General features: G+C 62.1%; 23 protein-coding genes. 14 read left to right on the plus strand and 9 right to left on the minus strand.

Annotated elements, in window-relative coordinates; genetic code table 11:
- Nucleotides 1-195: 195 nt before the first annotated feature.
- Nucleotides 196-825 (minus strand): ribosome biogenesis GTP-binding protein YihA/YsxC, encoded by a 630-nt coding sequence (yihA, locus tag AB1N67_RS00590; RefSeq protein WP_070575832.1) that lies wholly within the window; start codon nucleotides 823-825, stop codon nucleotides 196-198.
- 208 nt (nucleotides 826-1,033) lie between these two features.
- Here yihA and AB1N67_RS00595 point away from each other — a divergent pair, with 208 nt between their 5' ends.
- From AB1N67_RS00595 to AB1N67_RS00630, 8 genes are all read left to right on the plus strand, one after another.
- A complete protein-coding gene (locus AB1N67_RS00595) occupies nucleotides 1,034-1,336 on the plus strand; it encodes a cytochrome c5 family protein (RefSeq protein ID WP_043207724.1) in 303 nt (100 codons plus the stop codon).
- A 31-nt stretch (nucleotides 1,337-1,367) separates the two neighbouring features.
- Nucleotides 1,368-1,985 carry a cytochrome c gene (locus AB1N67_RS00600; RefSeq protein WP_043207726.1) on the plus strand — a complete coding sequence of 206 codons (618 nt, stop codon included), beginning with the start codon at nucleotides 1,368-1,370 and terminating at the stop codon, nucleotides 1,983-1,985.
- A 186-nt stretch (nucleotides 1,986-2,171) separates the two neighbouring features.
- Entirely contained in the window at nucleotides 2,172-2,804 is a 633-nt protein-coding gene (gene dsbA / locus AB1N67_RS00605) for a thiol:disulfide interchange protein DsbA (protein ID WP_043207728.1), read from the plus strand.
- A 12-nt stretch (nucleotides 2,805-2,816) separates the two neighbouring features.
- A complete protein-coding gene (locus AB1N67_RS00610; RefSeq protein ID WP_043207730.1) occupies nucleotides 2,817-3,671 on the plus strand; it encodes an endonuclease/exonuclease/phosphatase family protein in 855 nt (284 codons plus the stop codon).
- 28 nt (nucleotides 3,672-3,699) lie between these two features.
- On the plus strand, nucleotides 3,700-5,670 hold the full coding sequence (locus AB1N67_RS00615) for a GGDEF domain-containing protein (protein ID WP_253132584.1): 1,971 nt from the start codon (nucleotides 3,700-3,702) through the stop codon (nucleotides 5,668-5,670).
- 96 nt (nucleotides 5,671-5,766) lie between these two features.
- Complete coding sequence (locus tag AB1N67_RS00620) at nucleotides 5,767-6,162, plus strand: hypothetical protein (protein WP_052352394.1); 396 nt, start codon at nucleotides 5,767-5,769, stop codon at nucleotides 6,160-6,162.
- Between the two features lie 81 nt (nucleotides 6,163-6,243).
- Entirely contained in the window at nucleotides 6,244-7,020 is a 777-nt protein-coding gene (locus AB1N67_RS00625; protein WP_043207733.1) for an N-acetylmuramoyl-L-alanine amidase, read from the plus strand.
- A 101-nt stretch (nucleotides 7,021-7,121) separates the two neighbouring features.
- The gene (locus AB1N67_RS00630) at nucleotides 7,122-8,723 is read left to right on the plus strand and encodes an EAL domain-containing protein (RefSeq protein ID WP_043207735.1); all 1,602 of its coding nucleotides are present in this window, start codon (nucleotides 7,122-7,124) and stop codon (nucleotides 8,721-8,723) included.
- Nucleotides 8,724-8,839: 116 nt separating this feature from the next.
- Here the strand turns inward: AB1N67_RS00630 and AB1N67_RS00635 are convergent, their stop codons facing one another.
- Nucleotides 8,840-10,618 carry a KinB sensor domain-containing domain gene (locus tag AB1N67_RS00635; RefSeq protein WP_367863474.1) on the minus strand — a complete coding sequence of 593 codons (1,779 nt, stop codon included), beginning with the start codon at nucleotides 10,616-10,618 and terminating at the stop codon, nucleotides 8,840-8,842.
- Nucleotides 10,615-11,961 carry a sigma-54-dependent response regulator transcription factor AlgB gene (gene algB, locus AB1N67_RS00640; RefSeq protein ID WP_043207739.1) on the minus strand — a complete coding sequence of 449 codons (1,347 nt, stop codon included), beginning with the start codon at nucleotides 11,959-11,961 and terminating at the stop codon, nucleotides 10,615-10,617. Before algB ends, AB1N67_RS00635 begins: the two co-directional genes overlap by 4 nt.
- 213 nt (nucleotides 11,962-12,174) lie before the next feature.
- On the opposite strand from algB, the gene AB1N67_RS00645 reads away from it, so the two are divergent.
- The 6 genes from AB1N67_RS00645 (at nucleotide 12,175) to AB1N67_RS00670 (ending at nucleotide 17,617) form a co-directional block, all read left to right on the plus strand.
- Nucleotides 12,175-12,996: a BON domain-containing protein gene (locus AB1N67_RS00645; protein WP_043207740.1), complete on the plus strand. Its 822-nt coding sequence runs from the start codon at nucleotides 12,175-12,177 to the stop codon at nucleotides 12,994-12,996.
- 173 nt (nucleotides 12,997-13,169) lie between these two features.
- Nucleotides 13,170-13,454: a hypothetical protein gene (locus AB1N67_RS00650; protein ID WP_043207741.1), complete on the plus strand. Its 285-nt coding sequence runs from the start codon at nucleotides 13,170-13,172 to the stop codon at nucleotides 13,452-13,454.
- A 41-nt stretch (nucleotides 13,455-13,495) separates the two neighbouring features.
- A complete protein-coding gene (locus AB1N67_RS00655) occupies nucleotides 13,496-13,657 on the plus strand; it encodes a DUF1328 domain-containing protein (protein ID WP_003252966.1) in 162 nt (53 codons plus the stop codon).
- A gap of 2 nt (nucleotides 13,658-13,659) precedes the next feature.
- A complete protein-coding gene (locus AB1N67_RS00660) occupies nucleotides 13,660-14,130 on the plus strand; it encodes an inhibitor of vertebrate lysozyme family protein (RefSeq protein ID WP_253132586.1) in 471 nt (156 codons plus the stop codon).
- 731 nt (nucleotides 14,131-14,861) lie between these two features.
- Nucleotides 14,862-16,214 carry a glutamate/aspartate:proton symporter GltP gene (gene gltP / locus AB1N67_RS00665; RefSeq protein ID WP_043207745.1) on the plus strand — a complete coding sequence of 451 codons (1,353 nt, stop codon included), beginning with the start codon at nucleotides 14,862-14,864 and terminating at the stop codon, nucleotides 16,212-16,214.
- A gap of 173 nt (nucleotides 16,215-16,387) precedes the next feature.
- Entirely contained in the window at nucleotides 16,388-17,617 is a 1,230-nt protein-coding gene (locus AB1N67_RS00670; protein ID WP_043207747.1) for a nucleoside recognition domain-containing protein, read from the plus strand.
- Here AB1N67_RS00670 and AB1N67_RS00675 read toward each other — a convergent pair.
- The 6 genes from AB1N67_RS00675 to AB1N67_RS00700 all read right to left on the minus strand — a co-directional run bounded on the left by AB1N67_RS00675 (nucleotide 17,599) and on the right by AB1N67_RS00700 (nucleotide 23,767).
- Complete coding sequence (locus tag AB1N67_RS00675; protein WP_043207750.1) at nucleotides 17,599-18,222, minus strand: ABC-type transport auxiliary lipoprotein family protein; 624 nt, start codon at nucleotides 18,220-18,222, stop codon at nucleotides 17,599-17,601. The two genes, AB1N67_RS00670 and AB1N67_RS00675, sit on opposite strands and share 19 nt — an antisense overlap.
- Nucleotides 18,219-19,157, minus strand: coding sequence for an MlaD family protein (locus AB1N67_RS00680; RefSeq protein WP_043207751.1), 939 nt, complete (start codon nucleotides 19,155-19,157; stop codon nucleotides 18,219-18,221). The genes AB1N67_RS00675 and AB1N67_RS00680 overlap by 4 nt, the downstream gene beginning before the upstream one ends.
- A 3-nt stretch (nucleotides 19,158-19,160) precedes the next feature.
- On the minus strand, nucleotides 19,161-19,955 hold the full coding sequence (locus AB1N67_RS00685) for an ABC transporter ATP-binding protein (RefSeq protein ID WP_182816882.1): 795 nt from the start codon (nucleotides 19,953-19,955) through the stop codon (nucleotides 19,161-19,163).
- On the minus strand, nucleotides 19,952-21,085 hold the full coding sequence (locus tag AB1N67_RS00690; protein ID WP_043207755.1) for an ABC transporter permease: 1,134 nt from the start codon (nucleotides 21,083-21,085) through the stop codon (nucleotides 19,952-19,954). The genes AB1N67_RS00685 and AB1N67_RS00690 overlap by 4 nt, the downstream gene beginning before the upstream one ends.
- A 148-nt stretch (nucleotides 21,086-21,233) precedes the next feature.
- The gene (locus AB1N67_RS00695) at nucleotides 21,234-22,256 is read right to left on the minus strand and encodes a DUF5924 family protein (protein WP_043207757.1); all 1,023 of its coding nucleotides are present in this window, start codon (nucleotides 22,254-22,256) and stop codon (nucleotides 21,234-21,236) included.
- 104 nt (nucleotides 22,257-22,360) lie between these two features.
- Nucleotides 22,361-23,767, minus strand: a complete 1,407-nt coding sequence (locus AB1N67_RS00700) for a pitrilysin family protein (RefSeq protein ID WP_250034278.1) — start codon at nucleotides 23,765-23,767, stop codon at nucleotides 22,361-22,363.
- Nucleotides 23,768-23,778 lie beyond the last annotated feature (11 nt).

A 23,778-nucleotide genomic window follows, 5' to 3' on the forward strand; every position in this document is an offset into this window, starting at 1 on the left:
TGTGTTAAGTGTTGGCAGATACCCGGACCCCGCCCTAGCGGTCCGGACTTGAACCCCGAACTTCCCCCTCCCCATACGAAGTCCGGGGTTTTTTTTGCCTGGAATTTGGCGACCGACTTGCGCCTGGCGCTGTGGGAGCGGCTTTACCCGCCATCGGGTATCAAGCGTACGCTCCCACCGGACACGGCCTTGTCCTCAGGCGGGCTTGTCTTCCAGCTCCATCCACTCGGCCAACACGCCGTAGGCTTCCTCGAGCCCGAGGCGCTTGGGGGCCGAGAACAACTGGATGGTCACCCCATCGCCCCAGCCCTTGCGGATTTCCGACTGCACCTTGAGCAGCGTGTTCTTGGCCGCGCCAAAGGTGAGCTTGTCGGCCTTGGTGAGCAGGATGTGCATTGGCATGGCGCTGGCCTTGGACCAGTCGAGCATCATCTTGTCGAAATCGGTCATCGGGTGACGCACATCCATCAGCAGGATCACTCCGCGCAGGCACTCACGGCTGCCCAGGTAGGCTTCCAAGTGATGCTGCCAGTGCTGCTTGAGTGGGATCGGGACTTTTGCATATCCGTAGCCTGGCAGGTCGACCAAACGCCGTTCATCGTCCAGACTGAAGAAATTCAACAGTTGGGTGCGCCCGGGGGTCTTGGAGGTACGCGCCAGGCTGGCATGGGTCAGGGTATTGAGGGCGCTGGATTTGCCGGCGTTGGAACGACCGGCGAAAGCCACCTCGTAACCCTGGTCTTGAGGGCATTGTTCGACCTTGGCGGCGCTAAGGGCGAATTTGGCTTTCTGGCAGAGGCCGAGGATGGGGTTTTTGACTTGCATGGGATATCCGATATGGGTGTTGCCAAGGCCAGCCATTCAGGCGCCGGGCGCGGCAAGCTGTGTCGTTTCCGTTTGGATGGCGGAAGTATATAATGCCCCAGTTTTTGTGTGCGCATTATCCCGGCGTAGGATGATGTGCATGGGGTGTCGAACAATAGCTCGCGCATTAGAACGCAGCGCGGCCCCCAACCCTGAAAGGTCGTTGCGCATGGCGAAATGGCTGCTTGCTGTCGGTATGTTCCTGCCGTTTTTAAGCGCTCAGGCTACACAGGATCCCGAGGCGTTGTACAACCGCACGTGTGCGGCCTGTCATGCCGGGCAGTTGCCACAGGCCCCCCAGCGGGGTGATCGGGCAGCGTGGAATCCGAGGCTTGCGCAAGGTATGGACGTATTGGTGGCGCATGTTACCCAGGGTTTCAAGGCTATGCCGCCGCGTGGATTGTGCATGGACTGCAGTACCGAGGACTACCGGTCTGTCATCCTCTGGATGAGCGACAGTCCCGATACATAACATTTCACCCCTAGCCGTGTTGGATTAGCTGATGAACAAACTATTCGTGAGTCTGCTGTTGACCATGGGTGTCGCAGGTGCGGCCAATGCTGCGGAACCCATCAAAGGCGATGCTGCTGCCGGTCAGGCCAAGACAGCCGTCTGTGGAGCCTGCCACAACCCTGACGGCAACAGCCTGGCGCCGAACTTCCCCAAACTTGCCGGCCAAGGCCAGCGCTATCTCGAAAAACAACTGCACGATATCAAGTCCGGCAAGCGTACCGTGCTGGAGATGACCGGCATGCTGACCAACTTCAACGATCAGGACCTGGCCGATATCGCCGCCTACTTCTCAAGCCAGAAGGGCAGTGTCGGTGCGGCTGATCCCAAGCTGGTCGAGCGAGGCCGCGCGCTGTTCAACGGTGGCGACCTGGAGAAAGGCATGCCGGCCTGCACCGGTTGCCATTCGCCCAATGGCGCAGGCATCGCCCTGGCGGGCTTCCCGCACTTGGGGGGCCAGCACGCCCAGTACGTGGCCAAGCAGCTCACCGACTTCCGCGAAGGCAACCGCACCAATGACGGTGATGCCATGACCATGCGTTCGATCGCAGGCAAGCTGAGCAACAAGGACATCGAGGCCTTGGCCAGTTACATCCAGGGCTTGCACTGAACCCTGTAGGCCCTCGCAGGCCCTGCGCATTAACGTTCGGTTAATGCTGCCTGGCAAAGATGAAAGGGCGGCCTGGACCGCCCTTTTTTCTGTCCATAGCCGTTACACTACAGAACCCGAGCCCTTCCCGACCGGTCTTAGCTACCGGTCGCGTCGAGGCGACCAATGACTGCTCAGGAGTAAAGCATGCGTAAACTGATTCTCAGCGCTGCGCTGGTCGCCGCCAGCGTATTCGGAGTGACCGCCGTACAGGCCGCGGAGCCTGTCGAAGGTCAGCAGTATTTCGAGCTGAGCAACCCCGTTCCTGTTTCCGTCCCGGGCAAGATCGAAGTCGTCGAATTGTTCTGGTACGGCTGCCCGCACTGCTACCACTTCGAACCGACCATCAATCCATGGGCTGAGAAACTGCCGGCCGACGTCAACTTCAAGCGCGTGCCCGCCATGTTCGGCGGCCCCTGGGATGCCCACGGTCAGATGTTCCTGACCCTCGAGGCCATGGGCGTCGAGCACAACGTCCATGCCGCGGTCTTCGATGCCATCCAGAACAAGCGCATGCGCCTGACCAAGCCTGAAGAAATGGCCGACTTCCTCGCCACCCAGGGCGTGGATAAAGACAAGTTCCTCGCCACCTTCAACTCGTTCGCCATCAAGGGCCAGGTGCAGCAGGCCAAGGACCTGGCGAAGAAGTACGAAATCACTGGCGTGCCGAGCATGGTCGTCAACGGCAAGTACCGCTTCGACCTGGGTACCGCCGGCGGGCCGGAAGGCGTGCTGGATGTCGCCGACCAGCTGATCGCCAAGGAGCGCGCCGCTAAATAAGCGGCGTTGCCCATGAGCCGCTTTCGCTCCACACGCCTGGTTGGCCTGCGGCAACCGCAGGTCAACGAGCATCACCTGCAGGCATCAGGCTTGCCGGCGGATGGGCGACTGCGCCTGCTCAGCTTCAATATCCAGGTCGGTATCAGCACCGAGCGCTATCGGCACTACCTGACCCGCAGTTGGCAGCACCTGTTGCCGCACAATGGGCGGGCCGGCAACCTGCAGCGGATCGGCGAACTGCTCGGTGACTTCGATCTGGTGGCCTTGCAGGAAGCCGATGGCGGCAGCCTGCGCTCGGGTTACATCAATCAGGTCGAACATCTGGCCCAGCTCGGGGCATTTCCGTACTGGTACCAGCAGCTCAACCGCAACCTCGGGCGTTTCGCCCAGCACAGCAACGGCGTGCTCAGCCGCCTCAAGCCACAGCATCTCGAAGATCACCCCCTGCCTGGCCCAGCCGGTCGAGGTGCGATCCTGGTACGTTTTGGCGAAGGCGAAGACGCCCTGATCGTGGTGATGATGCACCTGGCGCTCGGCGCCAAGACACGGGCCCGGCAATTGGCGTATGTCCGCGAGTTGATCGGCGGCTACCGCCATCAGGTGCTCATGGGCGACATGAACACTCATGCCAATGACCTGCTCGAGCATTCGCCCCTTCGCGATCTGGGCCTCATCGCGCCGCAGGTCGAGGCCACCTTTCCCAGCTGGCGCCCCCAGCGCTGCCTGGATCACATCCTGCTCAGCCCGAGCCTGACCCTGGAACGGGTCGAGGTGCTGGCCCAGCCAATTTCCGACCACCTTCCGGTTGCCGTCGAGATTCGTTTGCCTGATGCACTGACTGTGGATACGCTGCCGGCTTTGGGCTGATTGCTATCACCGGTTTGCGGATCCAGGCATGACAGACGAAGGCGAGCGCTGGAAAGAGAAGTACCTCAAAAGCATCGAACAGCAAGAGAAGCTGGAGCGCCGTTGGGAAGCTCGTCTCGATCTGCTGCGTCGCGGCCTGGTGCGCAGCACCTTGGCGGCCGAGGGCAGCGACAAGACAGTCGACCAGTGCATGAAGGAAATGCGCGAGGTCATTCGCAGCGACAACATGGACGCGGGGCTTGCGGGCCTGTTGCCACGCTTGGAAAAAGCCGTGCTGGACTCCGAGCAGCGCCGCGAGACCCGCATGACGCAGGTCAGCGAAGCCCTGACCTCGCTGGTCGAGCAACTGCAGCGCTTGCCCTTGCCCGGTGATATCGCCCGGCCCCTGAAGAAACTTTCAAAAAAACTCGATGGTGGGGTTAGCCAGTCCCGAGAGCTGCCGCCGCTGCTGGGTGAGCTGAGCGGCCTGCAGGGTCGCGCCCTGAGCGTGCTGCAAAGGCCCGATGAAGAACCGCGACCAGGATTCCTCCAGCGGCTGTTCGGCGGCCGCGAGGCGGACTTGGAGCCGGCCACCCAGCTTGCTGAGGCCAGGCCTGCCGAGATCCTCGAAAAAACGCTGGCCGAACCAGCGGCGCTGGCCGATGTGGATGAACTGCATCCCTTGGCGCAACCGCAGATAGACCCTGGGCAGGCTGCTGAGCGCGATGACGATGCGCTGCCCCCTGAAACGGACGTCGAAGTAGCTGAGCTGAGCGGTACCGACGAGCCTCGCCCGCACGAAGGAGCGCTGGAAACCCTGCCGCTGCCTGAAAGCCCTGAGGCGGTTTCGTCGTCACCCATTGAAATCGAGCCTGCCGACGCGTGTGCCGTCGTCGCGGAGCAAGAGCTTGCTCATGTGCAAAGCACATTGGAAGCAGAAGGCCCGTATGCCCTCCCTGACGCTGTGGAACCCCCCTACAGCACCGTCGCGGCGCATATCGAGCAGACGCTGATCGGCCTGCTCGACGACCTGAGCCTACCGGAGCGCCATAAGGCACAGGCGTTGGCCATGCGCGAGCGGGTATCGCGTGGGTTGAACTGGTACGAGCTGATTCCGGTGCTCGATGACTTGGCCGTGCTTATGCTGGCCATCACCGACAGCGGCCAGCATGAATTCGAAGCCTACCTGCAACAGCTCAACGGGCGCCTGGAAACCTTCCAGAGCCACCTGCAAGAGGCCAGTGCCGGGCATGCCGACAACAGCTGCGCCGCGCGTGAACTGGACAACCAGTTGCGTGAGCAGGTCGATGGCCTGCAAAGCAGTGTGCAGGGCGCCGCGGACGTGGACAGCCTCAAGCTCATCCTGGAGAACCGCCTCGAAGGCTTGCTGAACACCATGGATGAGCACCAGCATGAGCGCGATCGTCGTGAGCAGGAGCTGGCGGACCGCTTGAAGGGCCTGGCCGATCGAGTGGCGAACATGGAGCAGGAAGCCCTCGGTTATCGCGAACACCTGGAGGAACAGCGCCAGAAAGCCCTGCTCGACCCCCTCACGGGGCTGCCCAATCGTGCGGCCTGGTCGGAGCGCGTCGAGCGGGAGGTCCAGCACTGGCAGGCCCACGGCGGGCATCTGCTGATGGCTATTCTCGACCTGGACCACTTCAAGCGGATCAACGACAACTATGGTCACCTGGCTGGCGACAAGGTCCTCAAGATCGTCGCCGACCAGTTGCGCAAGCGTCTGCGAGGGCAGGATTTCATCGCCCGGTTTGGCGGCGAGGAGTTTGTCGTGCTGCTGCCGCAGACCTCGCCTGCTGTCGGCCTCAAGCTGGCCGAGACCTTGCGAGCGGCCGTCGAGGCCTGCCCGTTCCACTTCAAGGGCGAGCGGGTGGTGATCACCACCTCTATCGGCCTGAGCGCTTTCCGCTCTGGCGAGCGAGGCGACCAGGTTCTCAAGCGCGCGGACGACGCGCTGTACCGAGCCAAGGATCAGGGCCGCAATCGCGTGGAGCAGGCATAATTATTTACCGCATTCACTGCGACCCTGGTGCTGACAATGGTCGACCGGAAACCTGATGGACAGGTTTCGGCCCCTTGATCGAACAGGAAATAGCAGATGAAAGCACTCAACGGATTGGCCGTGTTTGCCATGGTGCTGGCCGTGCAGACGACCGCAATGGCCAAAGAACATGTGTTTACCGCTCATGTGGCGGCGGATGGCACGCTGTTGCGGCAGTCCCCGAAATGGATCTCCGACATCACCCATCAGCCCCAGCCCAACTACTTCAGCTTGTACAAGCTGAAGTTGAACAAGCAGGTTGTGCGGCAGGACCCGGGCTTTTGCACAGTCTCTGCCATCGATGCCAGCAGTTACGATCGCCAGCTGCATGGACAAGCCAAGGTAACGGGCAAGCCTTCGGCAGAAAAGGTCGACGTGATGACTCAGCTGGTCGACAAGAAAGGACCCAGTGGCGACAACGACCTGGAGTTTCTTTTGATGTGCACGCGGTGATTGCGTTTCTCGAGCTGTAGTGAGAAGTGCACGTTATACTGTAGCGCTGTTGCCGATTACTTTACTGACGTGCCCTCTCCCATGAAAACGCTTTTTGCCGGGCTGATGTTGTTGATGGTGGCTGGCTGCTCCACCGGCCTGCGGATCGACCGTAACCATCCTTCCGTCAACCATGACAGCCGTATCCAGTTCATCGTCCTGCATTACACCAACGCATCCCTGGAGCGCTCCTTGGCCTTGCTGACCCATGGCGAGGTCAGCAGCCATTACCTGGTCGGCGATGGGCCAGCCACCGTTTATCAACTGGTTGATGAAAACCGCCGGGCCTGGCATGCCGGCGACAGCCAATGGCAAGGGCGTACTTGGCTCAACTCCAGCTCCATCGGCATCGAGATCGTCAACCCAGGCTACACCGACACACCCAACGGGCGCGTCTGGCACCCCTACAGCGAGGCTCAGATCCAGGCCTTGATCGCGTTGCTCAAGGATATCGTCAAGCGCAATCACATCGAGCCACGGCACATCATCGGCCACAGTGATATCGCGCCGCTGCGCAAGCTTGATCCAGGCCCACTGTTCCCGTGGAAACGTCTCGCCGATGCCGGCCTTGGCGTTTGGCCAGACGCAAATGCCGTTGCACGACAACAGGCATATTTCAGCGTCAATCCTCCGACCATCAGCTGGTATCAGCAGCAACTGGCGCGATTCGGTTATGCGATCGAGCAGACCGGCGAGCTGGATGTTGCCACTCGCCATGTGATCGCGGCCTTCCAGATGCGCTTCCGTCCTCAGCGCTTCGACGGCATGCCGGATGCACAGACCGCGGCGATGCTGCAAGTCTTGAATCGCTCGCGCTGAGTAACGGTAACGAAACCTTTCTGATGGTGTCATACGCCAAACGGGCAGGCTGACTTCTCGCAGAGTTGCTATACCTCTTGGTAATCAACTGGATGCCTGTGATGTCAGCCTTCCTTGCGACACTGCGTCAAATTTTCCACCGTCCCTGGATGCTGGCTGGGCTGGCCGCATTTTCCAGCGCAATCGTGCTGCTCGCAGGAAGCTTTGGTGTCGCGCTGCAGCAGATGAAACAAAACGAAAGCGCCCAGATGAACGCCCGGGGCGAGCGTTTCCTGGAGCGCCTTGAACAGATCTTCGGCCAGTTGCGCGAAGGCGTGGACCAATTGCAGGCGCAACCTCTGCGCGGTTGTGATGCGGCGATGGTTGCGGCCTTGCAGCAGATCGGCTTGAGTTCGCGATTCATCTATGAGGCCGCCTATGTGGACGGCGCGGTAGTCTGCTCCAGCCGTGGCGCCGAGAGCACCCTCGAACCCCTTCGTGCTCCGGACATCCAGGGGCCCACCTACAGCTATTGGCTCAACACCAGCACCGAGCCGAACGAGAACCTGGCCGCCTTGATGCTGGGGCGCGGCAAGTTCCTGGTATCTACCTCGCGGGGTCATCTTTCCGATGTGGTCGACTTGCCGCCGGGTGGCAGCGTGCTGGTCGTGCTCGACCATGGTACCCGGGCGATCCCCGTGCTCGGCCCGCCCCAGCGCTGGCCTCCGCCGACAGTGGAATGGCCGCCGCCACCGAACCAGTCGTTGCTGGAGAAGAACGACTGGTTGCTCTATCACATGCCGACCAACTCGCCCGACTACCAGTTGGTGTTGATCGCGCCTCGGGCGGGCCTGCCTCTGAAGATGAACGGGATGCTCTGGCTGCTGTTTCCGGGCAGCCTGGTATTGGCCTGTTGCGTCGGCTGGCTGGTGCTGCAGTTGATTCTGCAACGGCGCTCGATGAGTTCGGAGCTGCAGAACGCCTTGCGTCGGGGCGAGCTGCAGGTGCTTTATCAGCCGATTTTCGAGCTCGACAGTCGCCGTTGCGTCGGTGCTGAGGCCTTGGTGCGCTGGCTCAGACCGGATGGCTCGCTGACCAGTCCCGATCTGTTCATCCCGTTGGCTGAAAACACTGGGCAGATCCGCCAGATCACGGACTTCGTGTTGCAACGGGTGCTGGAGCAGTTGGGCCAATTGTTGCGGGCCAATCCTTCGCTGTACATTTCAGTGAATCTGGCGGCCTGTGACGTGATGGTGCCACGCATCGGAAGGGTGGCGGCCCGATTGCTGGCGCATCACCGGGTGGCGGCCAGCCAGATCGCCTTCGAGGTGACCGAGCGGGGCCTGATCGATGTGGTGGTGGCGCGTGACAATTTACAGGCCTTGCGCGCGGTGGGGCATCAGGTCCTGATCGACGACTTTGGCACAGGCTATTGCAGCCTGGCTTACCTACAGACACTCCCGGTCGACTGCCTGAAAATCGACAAGGCTTTCATCGATGCGCTGGGGCATGACGCTGCGAGCAGCGGCGTGGCGCCGCACATCATTCGCATGGCCCACTCCCTGCACCTGCGAGTGATTGCCGAAGGGATCGAATGCGAGGACCAGGCGGAGTTACTCAATAGCGAAGGTGTCAATTATGGGCAAGGCTGGCTGTTTGCCCATCCGCTCAGTGCCCGGCAGTTCACCGAACTGGTGACCCGTCAGCGGCGCAAAGGCAAATAGCCGGCGGCGAAGGTTGTGGGTGAACCCACTCTTACAAGTTCAATGGTGCTGTCGAGAACGGCCTGGATCCTCTGGGCGCAGGTTACTCGCGAAGCACACAGCCCGCGGTGGAGGTTCTACACGGGCAAGGTCATGTAGAACTGCGTCCCCTGCCCTGGACGGGAATACACACCCATCCGCCCGCCATGCAGCTGGACGATCTCCTTGCACAACGCCAGGCCCAAACCGGCTCCGCCTTTCTTGCGCCCGACCTGGACGAAGGGCTCGAAGATCCGGGCTTGCTGGCCATAGGCGATGCCTTCGCCGTTGTCCTCCACCCCGATGATCACTCGTTCGGCATGCCGCCGCGCATGCAGCCGGATGCGCCCATCGTTGGCGGTATGACGGAGCGCGTTGTGCAACAGATTGTCCAGCACCCGGTCCAGCTGCGCGGCGTCTGCCGGGATGCGTGGTAGAGGGGGCTCGACGTCTATGAACAGCTCGATGTTCTTCTGCGCGGCCTGCTCGGCAAAGCGTGAATGGGCACGCTCGAGTAGCTCTTCGATGCTGCAGGGCGAAAGCTCCAGCTTTTGCAGGCCGCTCTGGTAGCGGGAAAAGTTGAGCAGGTCGTTGATCAGTTGGGTCAGGCGCTGCATCTCCTCGCCGATGGTGTCCAACAGGTCGTTCTCCCGCGCTTGGGGTGGAAACGTCACCCGTTCTCGCAACAGGCCAAACGCCATGTGCATGCCGGTCACCGGCGTACGCAGCTCGTGGGAGGCCCGCAGGACGAATTCACTGCGCACCCGCTCGAACGCTCGCTGCTCGGTGACGTCGTGCAGCACCATTACGGCTCCAAGGATCGGCCCTTGTGGGTGGCTGACCGGCGTCAAGCTGTAGGTGAGCAGACGGGTTTCGTCGTCCACCTCGATGCTCAGGTCGTCCGGCGGTCGGTCCAGGCTACCGCCGCGCAAGACCTGATGCAGTTGTGGCTCGAGCTCCGGGCGCTGTAATGCTTCGGCAAGGCCCGTTCCAACTCGACTGATGTCCCAACCCAACTGGCGTTGCGCCACAGGGTTCAAATGTTCAAGGCGGCCTTGGCGGTCGATGATCAGCAGACCATCGTCGATGCTGTCGAGCACGGCCTGCAGGCGCTGCTGGCCGGCCAGCAGTTCATCGATGTTGGTGGCCTGGTGTTTGCGCAGGGCATCGGCCATCAACCCGAAGCGCCGGGTGAGCTGGTTGAGCTCGGTAGCCTGGGTGACTGGCAAGGTGACGTCGAAATTGCCTTGGCCGACCTGATCGGCGGCCTTGGCCAGGGCCTCGATGGGTTGGCCGAAACGGCGAGCGATGTTGTGCGCTGTGACGAACCCGAGCACCACTACCAACAGTCCCATCAAGCCGAGCACGCCGCTGATCAGCAGGGCGCGGTCGCGCGCTTGTTCTTCGCTGCGTGTGATGCGCTCCAGGGCCTGCTTGTGGGAGTCGATCAGGTCGGTACGGACCTGATTGAAGGCGGCGCCCAAAGGTTGCTCGGTGTCCATGCTGCGCGCGGGCGCCGCGCTTTCGCGGTAGGCCTGGAGAAAGGCTTGGTAATTGCTGCTGGCCTTGCTGAAGGCGGTGCGCTCGCCGCCTTCGGCAAGGCCTTGGTTGAGCAGGGATTGGAAGTCTTCCTGCAGGGTCATCAGATTGCGTGGGTCGGTGTCCGCATCGAGGATGAGCTTCAACTGCTCTCCAAGGTTCTGTCGTAGCTTGAGGGCGATCTCCAGCGTATGGGTGGTGTCCCCCACCAATCGCTGTTGCACTGTAGCCATCTGCATCACGCTGACCAGCCCGAGCAGCAGGCCGAGCAAGGCGACCGTGACCAGGGCCGAGATGCTCAGGAAAAGCCGCGTGCGCAGCTTCATGGGCCACTTCATAGGTTGTACTGCTTGCGTTTGCGGTACAGAGTCGAGGCGTCGATCCCCAGCGTCTTGGCCGCCTGGTCCAGGGTATCGCTGGCCGCCAGCACCGCGCCGATGTGGGCGCGCTCTAGCTCGTCCAGGCTCAGGGCGGCGCCGATGCGTGGTGCGTTACTGGTGGGAGGCTCGGCCATGCCCAGATGGCTGACTTCCACGCGCTCCTGCGGACAGATGATGCTCGCCCTCTCCACTACGTTGCGCAGTTCGCGGATGTTGCCCGGCCAGCGGTAGTTGAGCAGTGCCGTGCGGGCCTCGTCGCTGAACACTCGCGCGGGCCGGGCATATTCCTTGACGAAGCGGGCCAGGAAGCGCTCGGCGAGCATGAGGATGTCTTCGCTGCGTTCACGCAGGGGGGGCAGGTGCAGGGTGATGACGTTGAGGCGGTACAGCAAGTCCTCGCGGAAGCGACTTTCACGAACCATTTCTTCGAGGTTGAGGTTGGTCGCCGCGAGGATACGTACATCGGCGCGGCGGGTGACAGGATCGCCAACCCGCTCGTACTCCTTGTCCTGGATGAACCGCAGCAGCTTGGGCTGCAGGGTCAGAGGGAAGTCGCCGATTTCATCGAGAAACAACGTCCCGCCGTCCGCCTGGCTGACGCGGCCGAGGGTGCTCTCGCTGGCCCCGGTGAAGGCGCCGCGGGTGTGGCCGAACAACTCGCTTTCCATCAATTCGGCATTGAGCGAGGGGCAATTGATGGTCACGCAGGCCTTGCGCATTCGCTTGCTCCAGCCATGGATGGCGCGGGCCAGTTCACCTTTACCGGTACCGGACTCACCCAGGATCAGAATGTTGGCATCGGTGCTTGCCACCTGCCGGGCAGTTTCCAGCACCGCCATCATGGCCGGGCTGTGGGAGTCGAGGCCGTCCTTGGGTTTGCGCACCTCGCCTTCGAGCGCTTCCAGGCGGGCGGACAACTGACGGACCTCCAGCTGCTTGGCGGTGGCCAGGCGCAGTTGGTCAGGGCTGCAGGGTTTGACCAGATAATCGGCAGCGCCGGCCTGGATTGCGTCCACCGCCGTGTCGACCGCTGAATGGGCAGTGACGATGACCACGCGCATCCACGGTGCCTGAATGCGCATCTGCGCCAGGACATCGAGGCCGTTGTCTTCGCCTAGGCGTAGATCGAGAAAGCACAAGTCGAACACCTGGCGTTGCAACAACGCTTCAGCCTGGGCGGCGCTGCTGGCCGTGGCGACGCTGTAGCCTTCATCTTCCAGGCAATAACGGAAGGTTCGCAGGATCGCGGATTCGTCATCCACCAGCAGAATGCGGCCTTGGTTGTCCTGGGCTGATTCCATTTTCCTGCGCTCCTTCGGGATTGATCTCAATTAGTGTCGGAAAAATCGGGCAAGTTGCATGGTCAATTCTGAAGGAATCCGCCCTTTGCATGCTAGCCAATAGCCTTTCCTGCCTCCTGGCCCTGCCAGGGCAGGCGCTCAGAAAGAAGACAGCGGACTGGCATGGGGGTTGCGACGGTTCTCTCTTTATATGTCACCGATGGAGGAGCTGACATGTCTTTTTCCCTGAGAATCCTGGTGCTGACGACGTGCATGCTGACCGCCGTGCCGCCGGTTTTCGCCGATCCCGTCCAGGACGCGCGCCTGCAAGGCGCCCTGCAGACAGCTCTGTCGCTGAACCGGGTGCTCAACCCCTTTCGCATCGAAGTGACAGTCAATGGCGCGAACGCCAGGTTGACCGGCGAGGTGGAAAACGATGTCGAGCGTCAGCTGGCCGAGCATGTCGCGCTTGCCACCCACGGCATCGAGCAAGTCGACAACCAACTGCAGATAAACCCGGCGCTGGTCGAGCGGCCGCTTGAACTGCGCGCCTATGCCCAGCGTCTGGAGGACGCCACCTTGGCAGCGGTGATCCGAGCCCGGCTGCTCTGGAGCCGTATTACCGAAAAGGCAGCTATCGAAGTGGAAAGCCGCGAGGGCGTGGTCACCCTGCGTGGCAAGGTCGACAGCGCCGAGGCCAAGGAGCTGGCAGGCGTGTTGGCGCGGACCACCGATGGGGTGCACCTGGTCAACAACCTGGTCAGCCTGGACAGCGCCGCCATGGCCAAGGCGCGGGAGAAGCCCGTGGATGCACCGGTCGGCCCGCAGCCCAGCGACAACTGGATCGTCGACAAGATCCAAAGCAGTTACCGCTACAGCCGCAACCTCGACGGCCTGAACCTCAAGGTGGCGAGCGAACAAGGCATGGTCCGGCTTTCCGGTGAGGTCGTCAGCAGCGAGCAGAAGACCATTGCCGTGGAGGTGGCACGGCAGATCATCGGCGTGCGAGGCGTGGATGCCGACCTGTTGAAAGTCGCGAGCAAGGTTGAGGGTTGATCGTGCAAAACGCACGACCCCAGATAGGCCATCGTGCAGGATACGTGCTTGATGGTCTTTGGTGATCTATATAAGTTATTGATTTAAAAGGATTTTAAGAGAAGGCGAAGACTGGCATGCAGGCTGCAACTTCCTGTCTAGGTTCGAATAAAAACACAGCAGGAGGAGCCGGCATGAATCGCCCATTCGTCAACCGCCCGCAGATCGCCGATTCGCCCTGGCGTCAGTGCCTGTTTCTGGGCCTTGCGCTACTGCTGACATTGGCCGCTGGCCAGTTTTACTACAGCTGGCAGACGGCGCGGTTGGCCGAGCAGGTGGCGGCGCAAACCGCGCTGTTGACGCAGATCCAGGCGAGCCGTGCCAACACCTTGGTCAAAGCCACCGCGCCGTTGCCGGCTGCCAAGGCTTCGCCAGCCCATCTGGACACTGTCGTCCATGAAGAACGCTGGGTGTTCTGAATGCCGTACCGGATCGATTTCAAAAAGAAAGGAGAACCATCATGCTGAGTTGGGCTATCACTTTCCTGATCATCGCCATCGTTGCTGCCGTGCTGGGCTTCGGTGGTATCGCCGGCGCCGCCACGGGTATTGCGAAGATTCTGTTCATCGTCTTCCTGGTGCTGTTCGTGGCTTCTTTCTTCTTCGGACGCGGCAGAGGTTGAGCATGAGCCGGATGCTATGCAAAGCCCTGGCTACTGCCCTGTTACTGGGCGGTAGCGCAGCGGCGATGGCGGCCAATGACGGCCAGGTTCGGGTCGATCAGCTGCTCGGTTCGGACCCCGATTACCGCGAAACGTGGCAGGACACGATCAAGGGCGAGGAGCGCCTGCCCGATTGGGTCATCAATTTATCCGGCAGCTCGCAACACCAGATGTCGGCGGTTACCGAGGATGGTGACCGGTACTTGGTGGGCCCTTTATGCGAATCCCCGTCCAACTGCACGTACAAGCGCCTCGTGGTGGCGTTCAGTTGGGACAAGGATCATGCCTACGGGATGCTCGTCGAAGTCCCCGAAGGCCTGCCCGCGGACAAGTCACCCACCCGACATGCGCAGTATCGCTGGCTGGGTGATCCGGACGATGGGATTAAAGCCATGCTGCAGGAGCAGCTCAAGCGGGATCCGAAGTGGTACTGACCAAGGGTCACGCATGTGTAACGTCCTAGAAGCTGAACCTTTTTATCTTTCAGGCTTCTATGGTGCGCCACTCCGAGGAGGGGTGACGCATGACCAAGGGGCTGGGCTGTTCTGATTGTTGCAGGATCGGAGTGGCCTAGGGGTACAGGGAGTACCTCCGCAATGGGCCGGGTCAGGTAGGGCGGTATCGGAAGTTTTGACCGGCGGTGTCAGATTAGGCGCAAAGCCAGGTCAGACTTCCGAGACGCCTATATAAGAAAGACGTCAGGTTGCTTTCAGTATTTTTCCCTCAAGACACATTTTGTCTCGACCGTATATCGAAATTTTTTCGATGGGCGCATCGCGTACCTTTAGTACCTTTGACACCATTCGGATTGTCGAACAAAGGTAGAAAACCCTCGTATGGATGCCGATAAATCGGCCGAAAAATGGCGCTTTGGTCTTGTTCGGGAATCCGAACACCGGAAAACCAACCCCTTCTGATGCGCGAAATCCCTCTCAAGCCTCATGCCGATTCGGCATGGGGTAGTCATTTACGGCATTAGACTGACCCCCGTCCCGTCGCAATAGTTGCCGCCTTTTTTCGCAGGCCGGAGCGTCCGACGCTCGCTTGCGGTGACCGTCGATGGCGTCGCCGCACGGAAGTCCAACGCTACCCAATACGCTGGCAAAGGCTCTGGGATGCGTTTTTCCGCCTGGCACCCATGACCACTAGAAGAAAGGGTAAAGACATGAAGAAGGCAAAACTGAGCCTCGCCTGGCAGATCCTCATCGGACTTGTCCTGGGCGTTGCGATCGGCGCGCTGCTGAACCATTTCAGTGCAGAAAAGGCATGGTGGATCAGTAATGTCCTGCAGCCTGCCGGTGACATCTTCATTCGCCTGATCAAGATGATCGTCGTCCCGATCGTGATTTCGTCGCTGATCGTGGGCATCGCCGGAGTTGGCGACGCGAAGAAACTGGGCAGCATTGGCCTGAAGACCATCATCTACTTCGAGGTAGTGACCACCATCGCCATCGTCGTGGGCCTGGTGCTGGCCAACCTGTTCCACCCAGGTGCCGGTATCGACATGAGCACCCTGGGCACCGTCGACATCTCCAAGTACCAGGCCACTGCGGCCGAGGTGCAGCATGAGCATGCCTTCATCGAAACCCTGCTCAACCTGATCCCGTCGAACATCTTCGCGGCTGTCGCCCGCGGCGAGATGCTGCCGATCATCTTCTTCTCGGTAATGTTCGGCCTGGGCCTGTCGAGCCTGCCGGGCGATCTGCGCGACCCGCTGGTGCGCACCTTCCAGGCTGTGTCGGAGACCATGTTCAAGGTCACTCACATGATCATGAACTACGCGCCGATCGGTGTGTTCGCGCTGATCGCGGTCACTGTCGCCAACTTTGGCTTCGCCTCGTTGCTGCCTTTGGCAAAGCTGGTCCTGCTGGTGTACTTCGCCATCGCCTTCTTCGCCTTCATGGTGCTGGGCCTGGTTGCCCGCCTGTTCGGCTTCTCGGTCATCAAGATCATGCGCATCATGAAAGACGAGCTGATCCTGGCTTACTCCACTTCCAGCTCCGAGACCGTCCTGCCGCGCGTGATCGAGAAGATGGAAGCCTATGGCGCGCCGAAATCGATCTGCAGTTTCGTGGTGCCGACCGGTTACTCCTTCAACCTCGACGGCTCGACCCTGTACCAGAGCATTGCGGCGATCTTCATTGCCCAGCTGTACGGCATCGACCTGTCCTGGAGTCAGCAACTGCTGCTGGTGCTGACCCTGATGGTCACCTCCAAGGGCATCGCAGGTGTGCCGGGTGTTTCCTTCGTGGTCTTGCTGGCGACCTTGGGCAGTGTGGGCATTCCGCTGGAAGGTCTGGCATTCATCGCCGGTGTCGACCGCATCATGGACATGGCCCGCACCGCCCTGAACGTGATCGGCAATGCCTTGGCCGCCTTGGTCATCGCCCGTTGGGAAGGCATGTACGACGCCGCCAAGGGCGAGCGCTACTACAGCTCGCTGCTGGCCGGCCACAAGCATGACGCCGTGGTTGCGACTGCAAGCGAGCCTGCCAAGGCCGTGCAGCAGAACCACTAAGCACACATGCTGAAAAAAAGCCCCGACTCGATCGGGGCTTTTTGTTGCCTGGCAATCTGTCAGGGCTTTGCCGGAGCGGATTGACCCGTGGACCAGGGCAAAGCCCTGGCCCTGGCTCCAGCCCACTGGCGCGATACGCTATCATTCGGGCATTTTTCAGGGGGAACACACGGATGCTCAACGGCCTTTGGCTCGGCTTTTTCCTGGTGGCGGCGGTCAGCGCCCTGGCCCAATGGCTGGTGGGCGGCAATGCCGGCATCTTCGCGGCGATGGTCGAGAGCATCTTCGCCATGGCCAAGCTGTCGGTGGAGGTCATGGTCCTGCTGTTCGGTACCCTCACTCTCTGGCTGGGCTTCCTGAAAATCGCCGAACAGGCCGGTATCGTAGAGTGGCTGGCCAAGGTCCTGGGGCCCTTGTTCGCTCGCCTGATGCCGGAAGTGCCGCCTGGGCACCCTGCCCTAGGCCTGATCACCATGAACTTCGCCGCCAACGGCCTGGGCCTGGACAACGCGGCAACACCCATCGGCCTGAAGGCCATGCGCGCCCTGCAGGAGCTCAACCCCAGCAGCACCACCGCGAGCAATGCGCAGATCCTGTTCCTGGTGCTCAATGCCTCGTCCCTGACCTTGTTGCCGGTGACGATCTTCATGTACCGCGCCCAGCAAGGGGCCATGGACCCGACCTTGGTGTTCCTGCCGATCTTGCTGGCCACCAGTGCTTCGACCCTGGTCGGCCTGCTCTCGGTGGCAGTCATGCAGCGCCTGCGCCTGTGGGACCCGGTGGTGCTCGCCTACCTGGTGCCCGGCGCCTTGTTGCTGGGGGCGTTCATGGCTTTTCTCGGCACCCTCTCGGCAACGGCGCTGGCCAGTCTGTCGTCGATCCTGGGCAACCTGACATTGTTCGGCGTGATCATTCTGTTCCTGGTCATTGGTGCGCTGAGGCGGGTCAAGGTCTACGAGGCCTTCGTCGAGGGCGCCAAGGAAGGTTTCGATGTGGCCAAGGGCTTGCTGCCCTACTTGGTCGCCATGCTGTGCGCGGTCGGTGTGCTGCGTGCGTCCGGCGCCCTCGAGCTGGCGCTGGATGGCATTCGCCACACAGTAGAGTGGATCGGCCTGGACACCCGTTTCGTCGAGGGTCTGCCCACGGCGCTGGTCAAGCCGTTCTCTGGCAGCGCGGCACGCGCCATGCTGATCGAGACCATGCAGACCCACGGCGTCGACAGCTTCCCTGCCCTAGTGGCGGCGACGGTGCAGGGCAGCACCGAGACGACCTTCTATGTGCTGGCGGTGTACTTCGGCGCGGTGGGCATCCAGCGGGTGCGGCACGCCGTGGGGTGCGCCCTGCTCGCCGAGCTGTCCGGGGTGATCGCGGCGATTTTGGTTTGCTACTGGTTCTTCGCCTGAGCCTGGCCGGCCTGGGTGACGGTCCAGTTCACCACTTGCCCTACTAGCTGGTCGCTGGCATTGCCGAACCCCGCCACTACCGCTGACACCTGTTTGTCGGCCAGCGGCTGGCGCACTTCGAAGCGATGGCTGGCAAGGATGCGCTGGCTGCGTCCGTCCACCAGGCGCGCGTCATAGCGCACCACCACCTCCACCGTGTCCTGTGCACGGTACTCGCTCTGGAATGCCTGCAACTCGCCGGCCAGCTCGTAATCGGCCTGCAGGTTGCTGTCATCGGCGCTCAGGCGCTGCACCCGTCCGTCGCGCTGGAAACCGTCGAGCAAGCGGTTGCGTATCAGCAAGGGCGCTGGATCGCTCCAACGTGCGCCCTTGTAGCTGCTGATCACATCGCCCTGGGGGATCACTGCGATACGGGGTGTGGCCAAGACCTCACTGGCCAGGGGCTTGTTCAGACGCAACGACCAGTCCAGCGCGCTGGCGGTTCGGCTGGGTTGGTTCACGGGCAGGCGATAGGTGTCCACCGGCTCGGTCTTGGGCAGGATCGAACAGGCGGTGGCCAGGCTCAAGGTGGCGGCCCAAGCCAGAAGGCGCAGCGTCGGTCTCATGGCTGGAACTCCTTGTTGTTGTCTCGGCCCAGCAGATAGCCGCTCGGGTCGGCCTCCAGACGCCGGGATATGCCCTTGAGCGCGTTGAGGGTTTCGCGCAGTTCTCGGATGGCCGGCGCCAGTTGATTCAGGCCCTGGGCGCCACCGTCGATGGCCTCGCGGTTGTCATTGAGCATCTGGTTGATGGTCTGGGTACTCTCGGCCAGCGACTGCATGGCCTGTTCAGCGCTGTCGATGGCCTGCTTGCCTTCGCTGCCGACCAGGCTGTTGGCGTTGCGCATCAAGGCCTGGGTCTCGGCCAAGGTGGCATTGGCCTGTTTGCCGAGCTGGGCCAATTGATCGATGGCTTGGCTGATACCGCCCTTGTGGCTGGCGAAGGTGCCGGTGGTCTGCTCCAGGTTCGCCAGGGTGTTGCTCAGGCGCTCGATATTGTCTTCGGAGAACATCTGGTTGGCGTTGTGCAGCAGCAGGTTGATGTTGGTCACCAGGTCACTGCTGTCGTTGAGCAGGCGCGAGATGGGCGACGGCGAGGCGACGATCACCGGCAGTTTGCCGTCCTTGCCCTTGAGCTCAGGGCTTTTCGGCGTACCACCGCTGAGCTGGATGAACGAGTTGCCGGTGACGCCAGCCAGCGTCAGCTTGGCCTGGGTGTCTTCCTTGACCGGCGTGTCGGCGCTCAGGCGGATGCGGGCCAGAACCCGGCGCGGATCTTTGGGGTCCAGGCGCAGGGTGCTGACGTCGCCGACCTTGATGCCGTTGTACTGCACCGGGCTGCCCCGGGACAGGCCGGACACCGCTTCGTTGAACACCACTTCGTAGTCTTTGAAGGTGTCATCGACGCTCGACTTGGTCAGCCATAGGCCGAACAGCATGGCGCCGGCCACCACCAGGACGGTGACTAGGCCGATCAAAACATGATGAGCTCGGGTTTCCATTGTTCAGCGCTCCTGCCCGGCGCCAGCGGCGGCCTGTTCCGCCGCCCGCCCGCGCGGGCCGTGAAAGTATTCGTGGATCCAGGGATCGTCGGTCTGCTCGACCTGGGCCAGGGGGCCGGCCACCAGGACCTTTTTCTGTGACAGCACCGCGACCCGGTCGGTGATGGTATAGAGCGTGTCCAGATCGTGAGTGATCAGGAACACCGAAAGGCCCAGGGCATCGCGCAAGGTCAGGATCAATTGATCGAATGCGGCGGCACCGATCGGGTCGAGGCCGGCGGTGGGCTCGTCGAGGAACAGGATGTCCGGATCGAGCGCCAGGGCACGGGCCAGGGCGGCGCGCTTGATCATGCCGCCGGACAGCGAGGACGGATACTTGTCGGCGGCGGAGATCGGCAGGCCGGCCAGGGCCAGCTTGACCCCCGCCAGGTGCTCTGCGTCGGCGCGAGAGAGGCCGGCGTGCTCGATCAAGGGCAAGGCCACGTTCTCGGTGACCGTGAGCGAGGAAAACAGCGCGCCCTTCTGGAACAGCACGCCGAAGCGTCGTTCCACCAGGGAGCGCTGCTCGCTGTTCAGGGTGGCCAGGTCCTGGCCGAATACGTTGACCTGCCCTGCGTTGGGCCGGCGCAGCCCGATGATGCTGCGCAGCAACACCGACTTGCCGCTGCCCGAGCCACCGACCACGGCGAGGATTTCGCCGCGGTACAGGTCCAGGTCGAGATTCTCGTGCACGCTCTGGGTGCCGAATCGGTTGCATAGCCCCCGGGCTTCGATCACTGCGTCTGGTACGCCACTCACCAGCCCATCTCCATGAAGAACAGTGCGGCCACCGCATCGAGCACGATCACCACGAAAATCGACTGGACCACGCTGGAGGTGGTGTGCGCCCCCACCGATTCGGCGCTGCCGCTGACCTTGAAGCCTTCCAGGCAGCCAATGGCGGCGATCAGGAAGGCGAAGAACGGTGCTTTGACCAGGCCGACGATGAAATGCTGCACGCCGATGTCGCTCTGCAGCAGCGAAAGGAACATCGCTGGCGAGATATCCAAGGACAGGGCACAGACCACGGCGCCGCCGACGATGCCGCAGATCATCGCGACGAAGGTCAACAGCGGCAGGGAGATCAGCAAGGCGAGCACCCGCGGCACCACCAGCAGTTCGATGGGATTGAGCCCCAGGGTGCGGATGGCATCGATTTCTTCATTGGCTTTCATCGAGCCGATCTGTGCGGTAAAGGCGCTGGCAGTGCGTCCGGCCATGAGAATGGCGGTCAGCAGCACGGCGAACTCCCGCAGGAAGGAAAACGCTACCAGGTCCACGGTGAACACCGTAGCGCCGAAATCCGCCAGTACCGTGGCGCCGAGAAACGCCACCACCGCGCCCACCAGGAAGGTAAGCAGTGCCACGATCGGTGCGGCGTCCAGGCCGGTCTGCTCGATGTGCGCGACCACCGGCGTGACCCGCCAGCGGTGAGGCTGCCAGGCCCTGCGAGCGAGCGTCTCGAGGATCAGGCCGATAAAGCCGAGCAATTGCCGGGTGTCCTCCCAGAGGGTGGCGACGGCGCAGCCGATGCGCTCGAGCAACAGCAGCAAGACGGGGCGCTCGGCTTCCTTGACCGGGATGCAGTAGTCCTGCACCGAGCAGTAGACGTTCTTTAGCAAGGCGCGGCTGGCTTCGGGGAGGTCATGGGTGCAATGCGACAGGCGCTCGGAGCCAAGCAACTCGGCCAGCAGCGAGGCGCCGGCGGTGTCGAGTCGACCCAGCTGGCTCAGATCGGCGATCGTGTCGTCGCCATACTGTGAGCGCAACCGTTCGCTCTCGCGCTTGAGGCTGGCGTAGTGGGCCAAGGTCCAATCACCGGCGATGCGCAGGCAGGCCGGTTGGCTGCTGGTGTCCAGGGTAGCGCTGGGGGTGGTCATAGGCTCCATGCATCTGACAGGGCGCGAGGCGTCGACTCAGATCATAGCGCACCAGAGCGGCTGGGGCTGCTGGGCTGTCGCTTGCCACCGGCACTGGGGGCGCGGGTTCACCCGCGAACATATCGGTGAAAGAACACGAGACAGTCGCGCCCAAGCATCACTGGGCTGGTGCGTCGTCGAGCACCTTGAAGCGCAGCACGCCAATCACCTGGCCATCCTCGGTCAGTACCCTCACCTGCCACTTGCCCACCGGGTTGGGTGGGAAGTTCTGCTTGTGGGTCCAGGCTCGATAGCCTTCTTTACGCCCGCCGTGGATGTCCAGGGCGATGCGGTCGACTTCTTTGCCGTTCAACTGCCACACATGATAGATGCGCTCGTTCAGGCCGCGCGGCGCGTTGATGGCGGTGTAGGCGTACAGGCCACCGCTACGGATGCGACTGACGGGGACTTCCTCGAGAGAGTCGCCGGGCTGGCGGTTCTGCACTTCAGTACTGACGGCCACTTCAGTCATCCACAGGGTCGCCGGAGGTACCCAGGAGCGCAACAGCCAACCGCCGCCGCCGACCGTCAGCGTCACCAGCACCAACGCCACCGCGCGGCGCCAGTTGTTGATCGGGAAACTGCTGGCCAGGCTCGGGAACGACAGCGCCATTGCGGCAATCAATGCCAGCTTGAAGCTTTGCGCGGTCGTCAGGTGCAGGATGATCGGCAACGCGGTCAGCAAGGCGGCGAACAGCGTCAGGGTGTGCAACGCCAGGAACAGCCAGCGTCGGGGCGCCAGCCACTTGTAGTACAGCGGGTCGATGATCGAGATGAGGCCGGCCGCGCCGAGCAAGCCCGTGAACACCAGCTGGCCGCTGTTCCAGGTGGTGGTGATGAAGAAGAACGGCAGGACGAAGAACAGGCTCTCCTGGTGGATCATCTGTGTCGCGTAACGCAGCAACGGCTGTGGGATCTCGCGCTTGAACACCTTAGCGAACAAGCCCGTCAGGGTATTCTCCAGCATCAGCCAGACCCAGCTGACCAGCATGAGCACGGCAACCCAGCTGGCCAGGCTGGCCTGGCGATCGACAAGGATGAAACTGCCGATGCCGGACAAGAAACCGCCCAGCGCGATGACGCCGGGGTAGCGCTTGAGCAGCTCGATCACGCGGATGACGAAATGGGGTATCGGGGGCATGGACGCAACAGACAAGAACGTGAGTGAGGCCAGGCAGGCCCTATCGCGGTAAAAGCTCGCGACAGGATGGAACTGGCAAGATGATGCCGCAGGATACTGCCAAATCAGGGCTTGCGTGTAGCGTCGTCGGGCTCAGCTGCCCGATGGCGTCGCAGACGCAGCAGACCAACGGCCAGGATTACTCCCAGCAGCAAAGCGAGTAGCCCATAGAGTTCGTCGAAGCCCAGCAGCGGCTTTTCGATGCGCAAATAGCCGGGCTCCTTGAGTAAGGCGCGCAAGGCGGCATCGGCCTGCTTGAGGCTCACCTGGCGCAGCTTGCGCGCCGGGTCACGGAAGCGCCCGTCGTTGTAGTCGTTGAGCGCACCCCAGTAATAGTCCGCCAAGGCGCTGTTGCCCTGGGTGCTCCAGCTTTCCCGGGCGATGGCTGCGTCCTTGATGCGAGCGAAGGTGTCCGGGTCCAGGCCGTTCTTGCGCAGATGATCGAACAACTGCTCCATTACCTTGATCGCCTGGTCGACATCCTGTCGCTCGAGGTCTGCGTTCAAGGCCAGCATGCCGGTATCGCCGAAGCTTTCGCGCCGCACCGATGGTCCGTAGGACAAGCCATGGCGCAGGCGCAACTGGTCGTACAGGGCCCAGTCCAGATAGCGCGAGAGCAGATCGAGGGTGGCGTTCTGGTCGTTGTCGGCCGCAGGTTCGATGAACAGCCAGTGCAGTTTGACGCTGTCCCCTAGCCAGCCGCGGGTCAGGTCGCGGCGTTGTTCGGCCTGTTGAGTGATGGTGTCGAGGTTTCGACGTTCGCCCGGCTCGGTGGCCGGCAGTTCGCCGTAGGTGCGTTCCAGGTAGGCCGGCAGCAGGCGGTCCAGGCCGCCAACCACGATCAGGGTCATGTTGTTTGCGGCATACCAGCGTTCGCGCAAGGTTTTCACCTGCTCGAGGGTCATGTCCTCGAGGTTGGAGCGCTCGGCGCACTTCAGGCCCAGCTCCACGGCCAATTGGTCGCTGCCTGGGTGGCCGATGTCCTGGCGGTCGAGCCAGCGTTGCAGGTGGCCGTAATGGCCGCCGTCCTCGCGTTCTATGATCTTTTTCGCTGTCTCCAAGGACGTGGCGTCGATGCGGGTATCGCGGATCACTGACAGCAGCAGGTCGAGGACCTTGCGTTGGTTGCGCGCGGGCGCTTCGATCACGAAGGTGGTGTCGGCACTGCTGGTGTAGGCATTCCACTCGCCGCCCAGCGATTGCAGGCGCTCTTCCAGGCCCCCTTCGCCGGTGTCGTCGATGCCGCTGAACAGCAGGTGTTCAAGCAGATGCGGCAATTCCTTCTGGTCGCAGTCGAAGTCATCCAGGCCGACGCCGACCACCAGGCGAATGGCCACGTGATCGCGCTCATAGCCGGACTTGAGGATCACCTGCAGGCCATTGGGCAACAGATAACCCTCTACCCGCGAACGATCGAGGGCAAACGAGGGCAGGCTGCAGATCAGCAGGCAAACGAACATCAGGCAACGCATCGGCGAGCTCG

It is taken from the genome of Pseudomonas guariconensis (assembly GCF_040822035.1).
GTDB lineage: Bacteria > Pseudomonadota > Gammaproteobacteria > Pseudomonadales > Pseudomonadaceae > Aquipseudomonas > Aquipseudomonas guariconensis.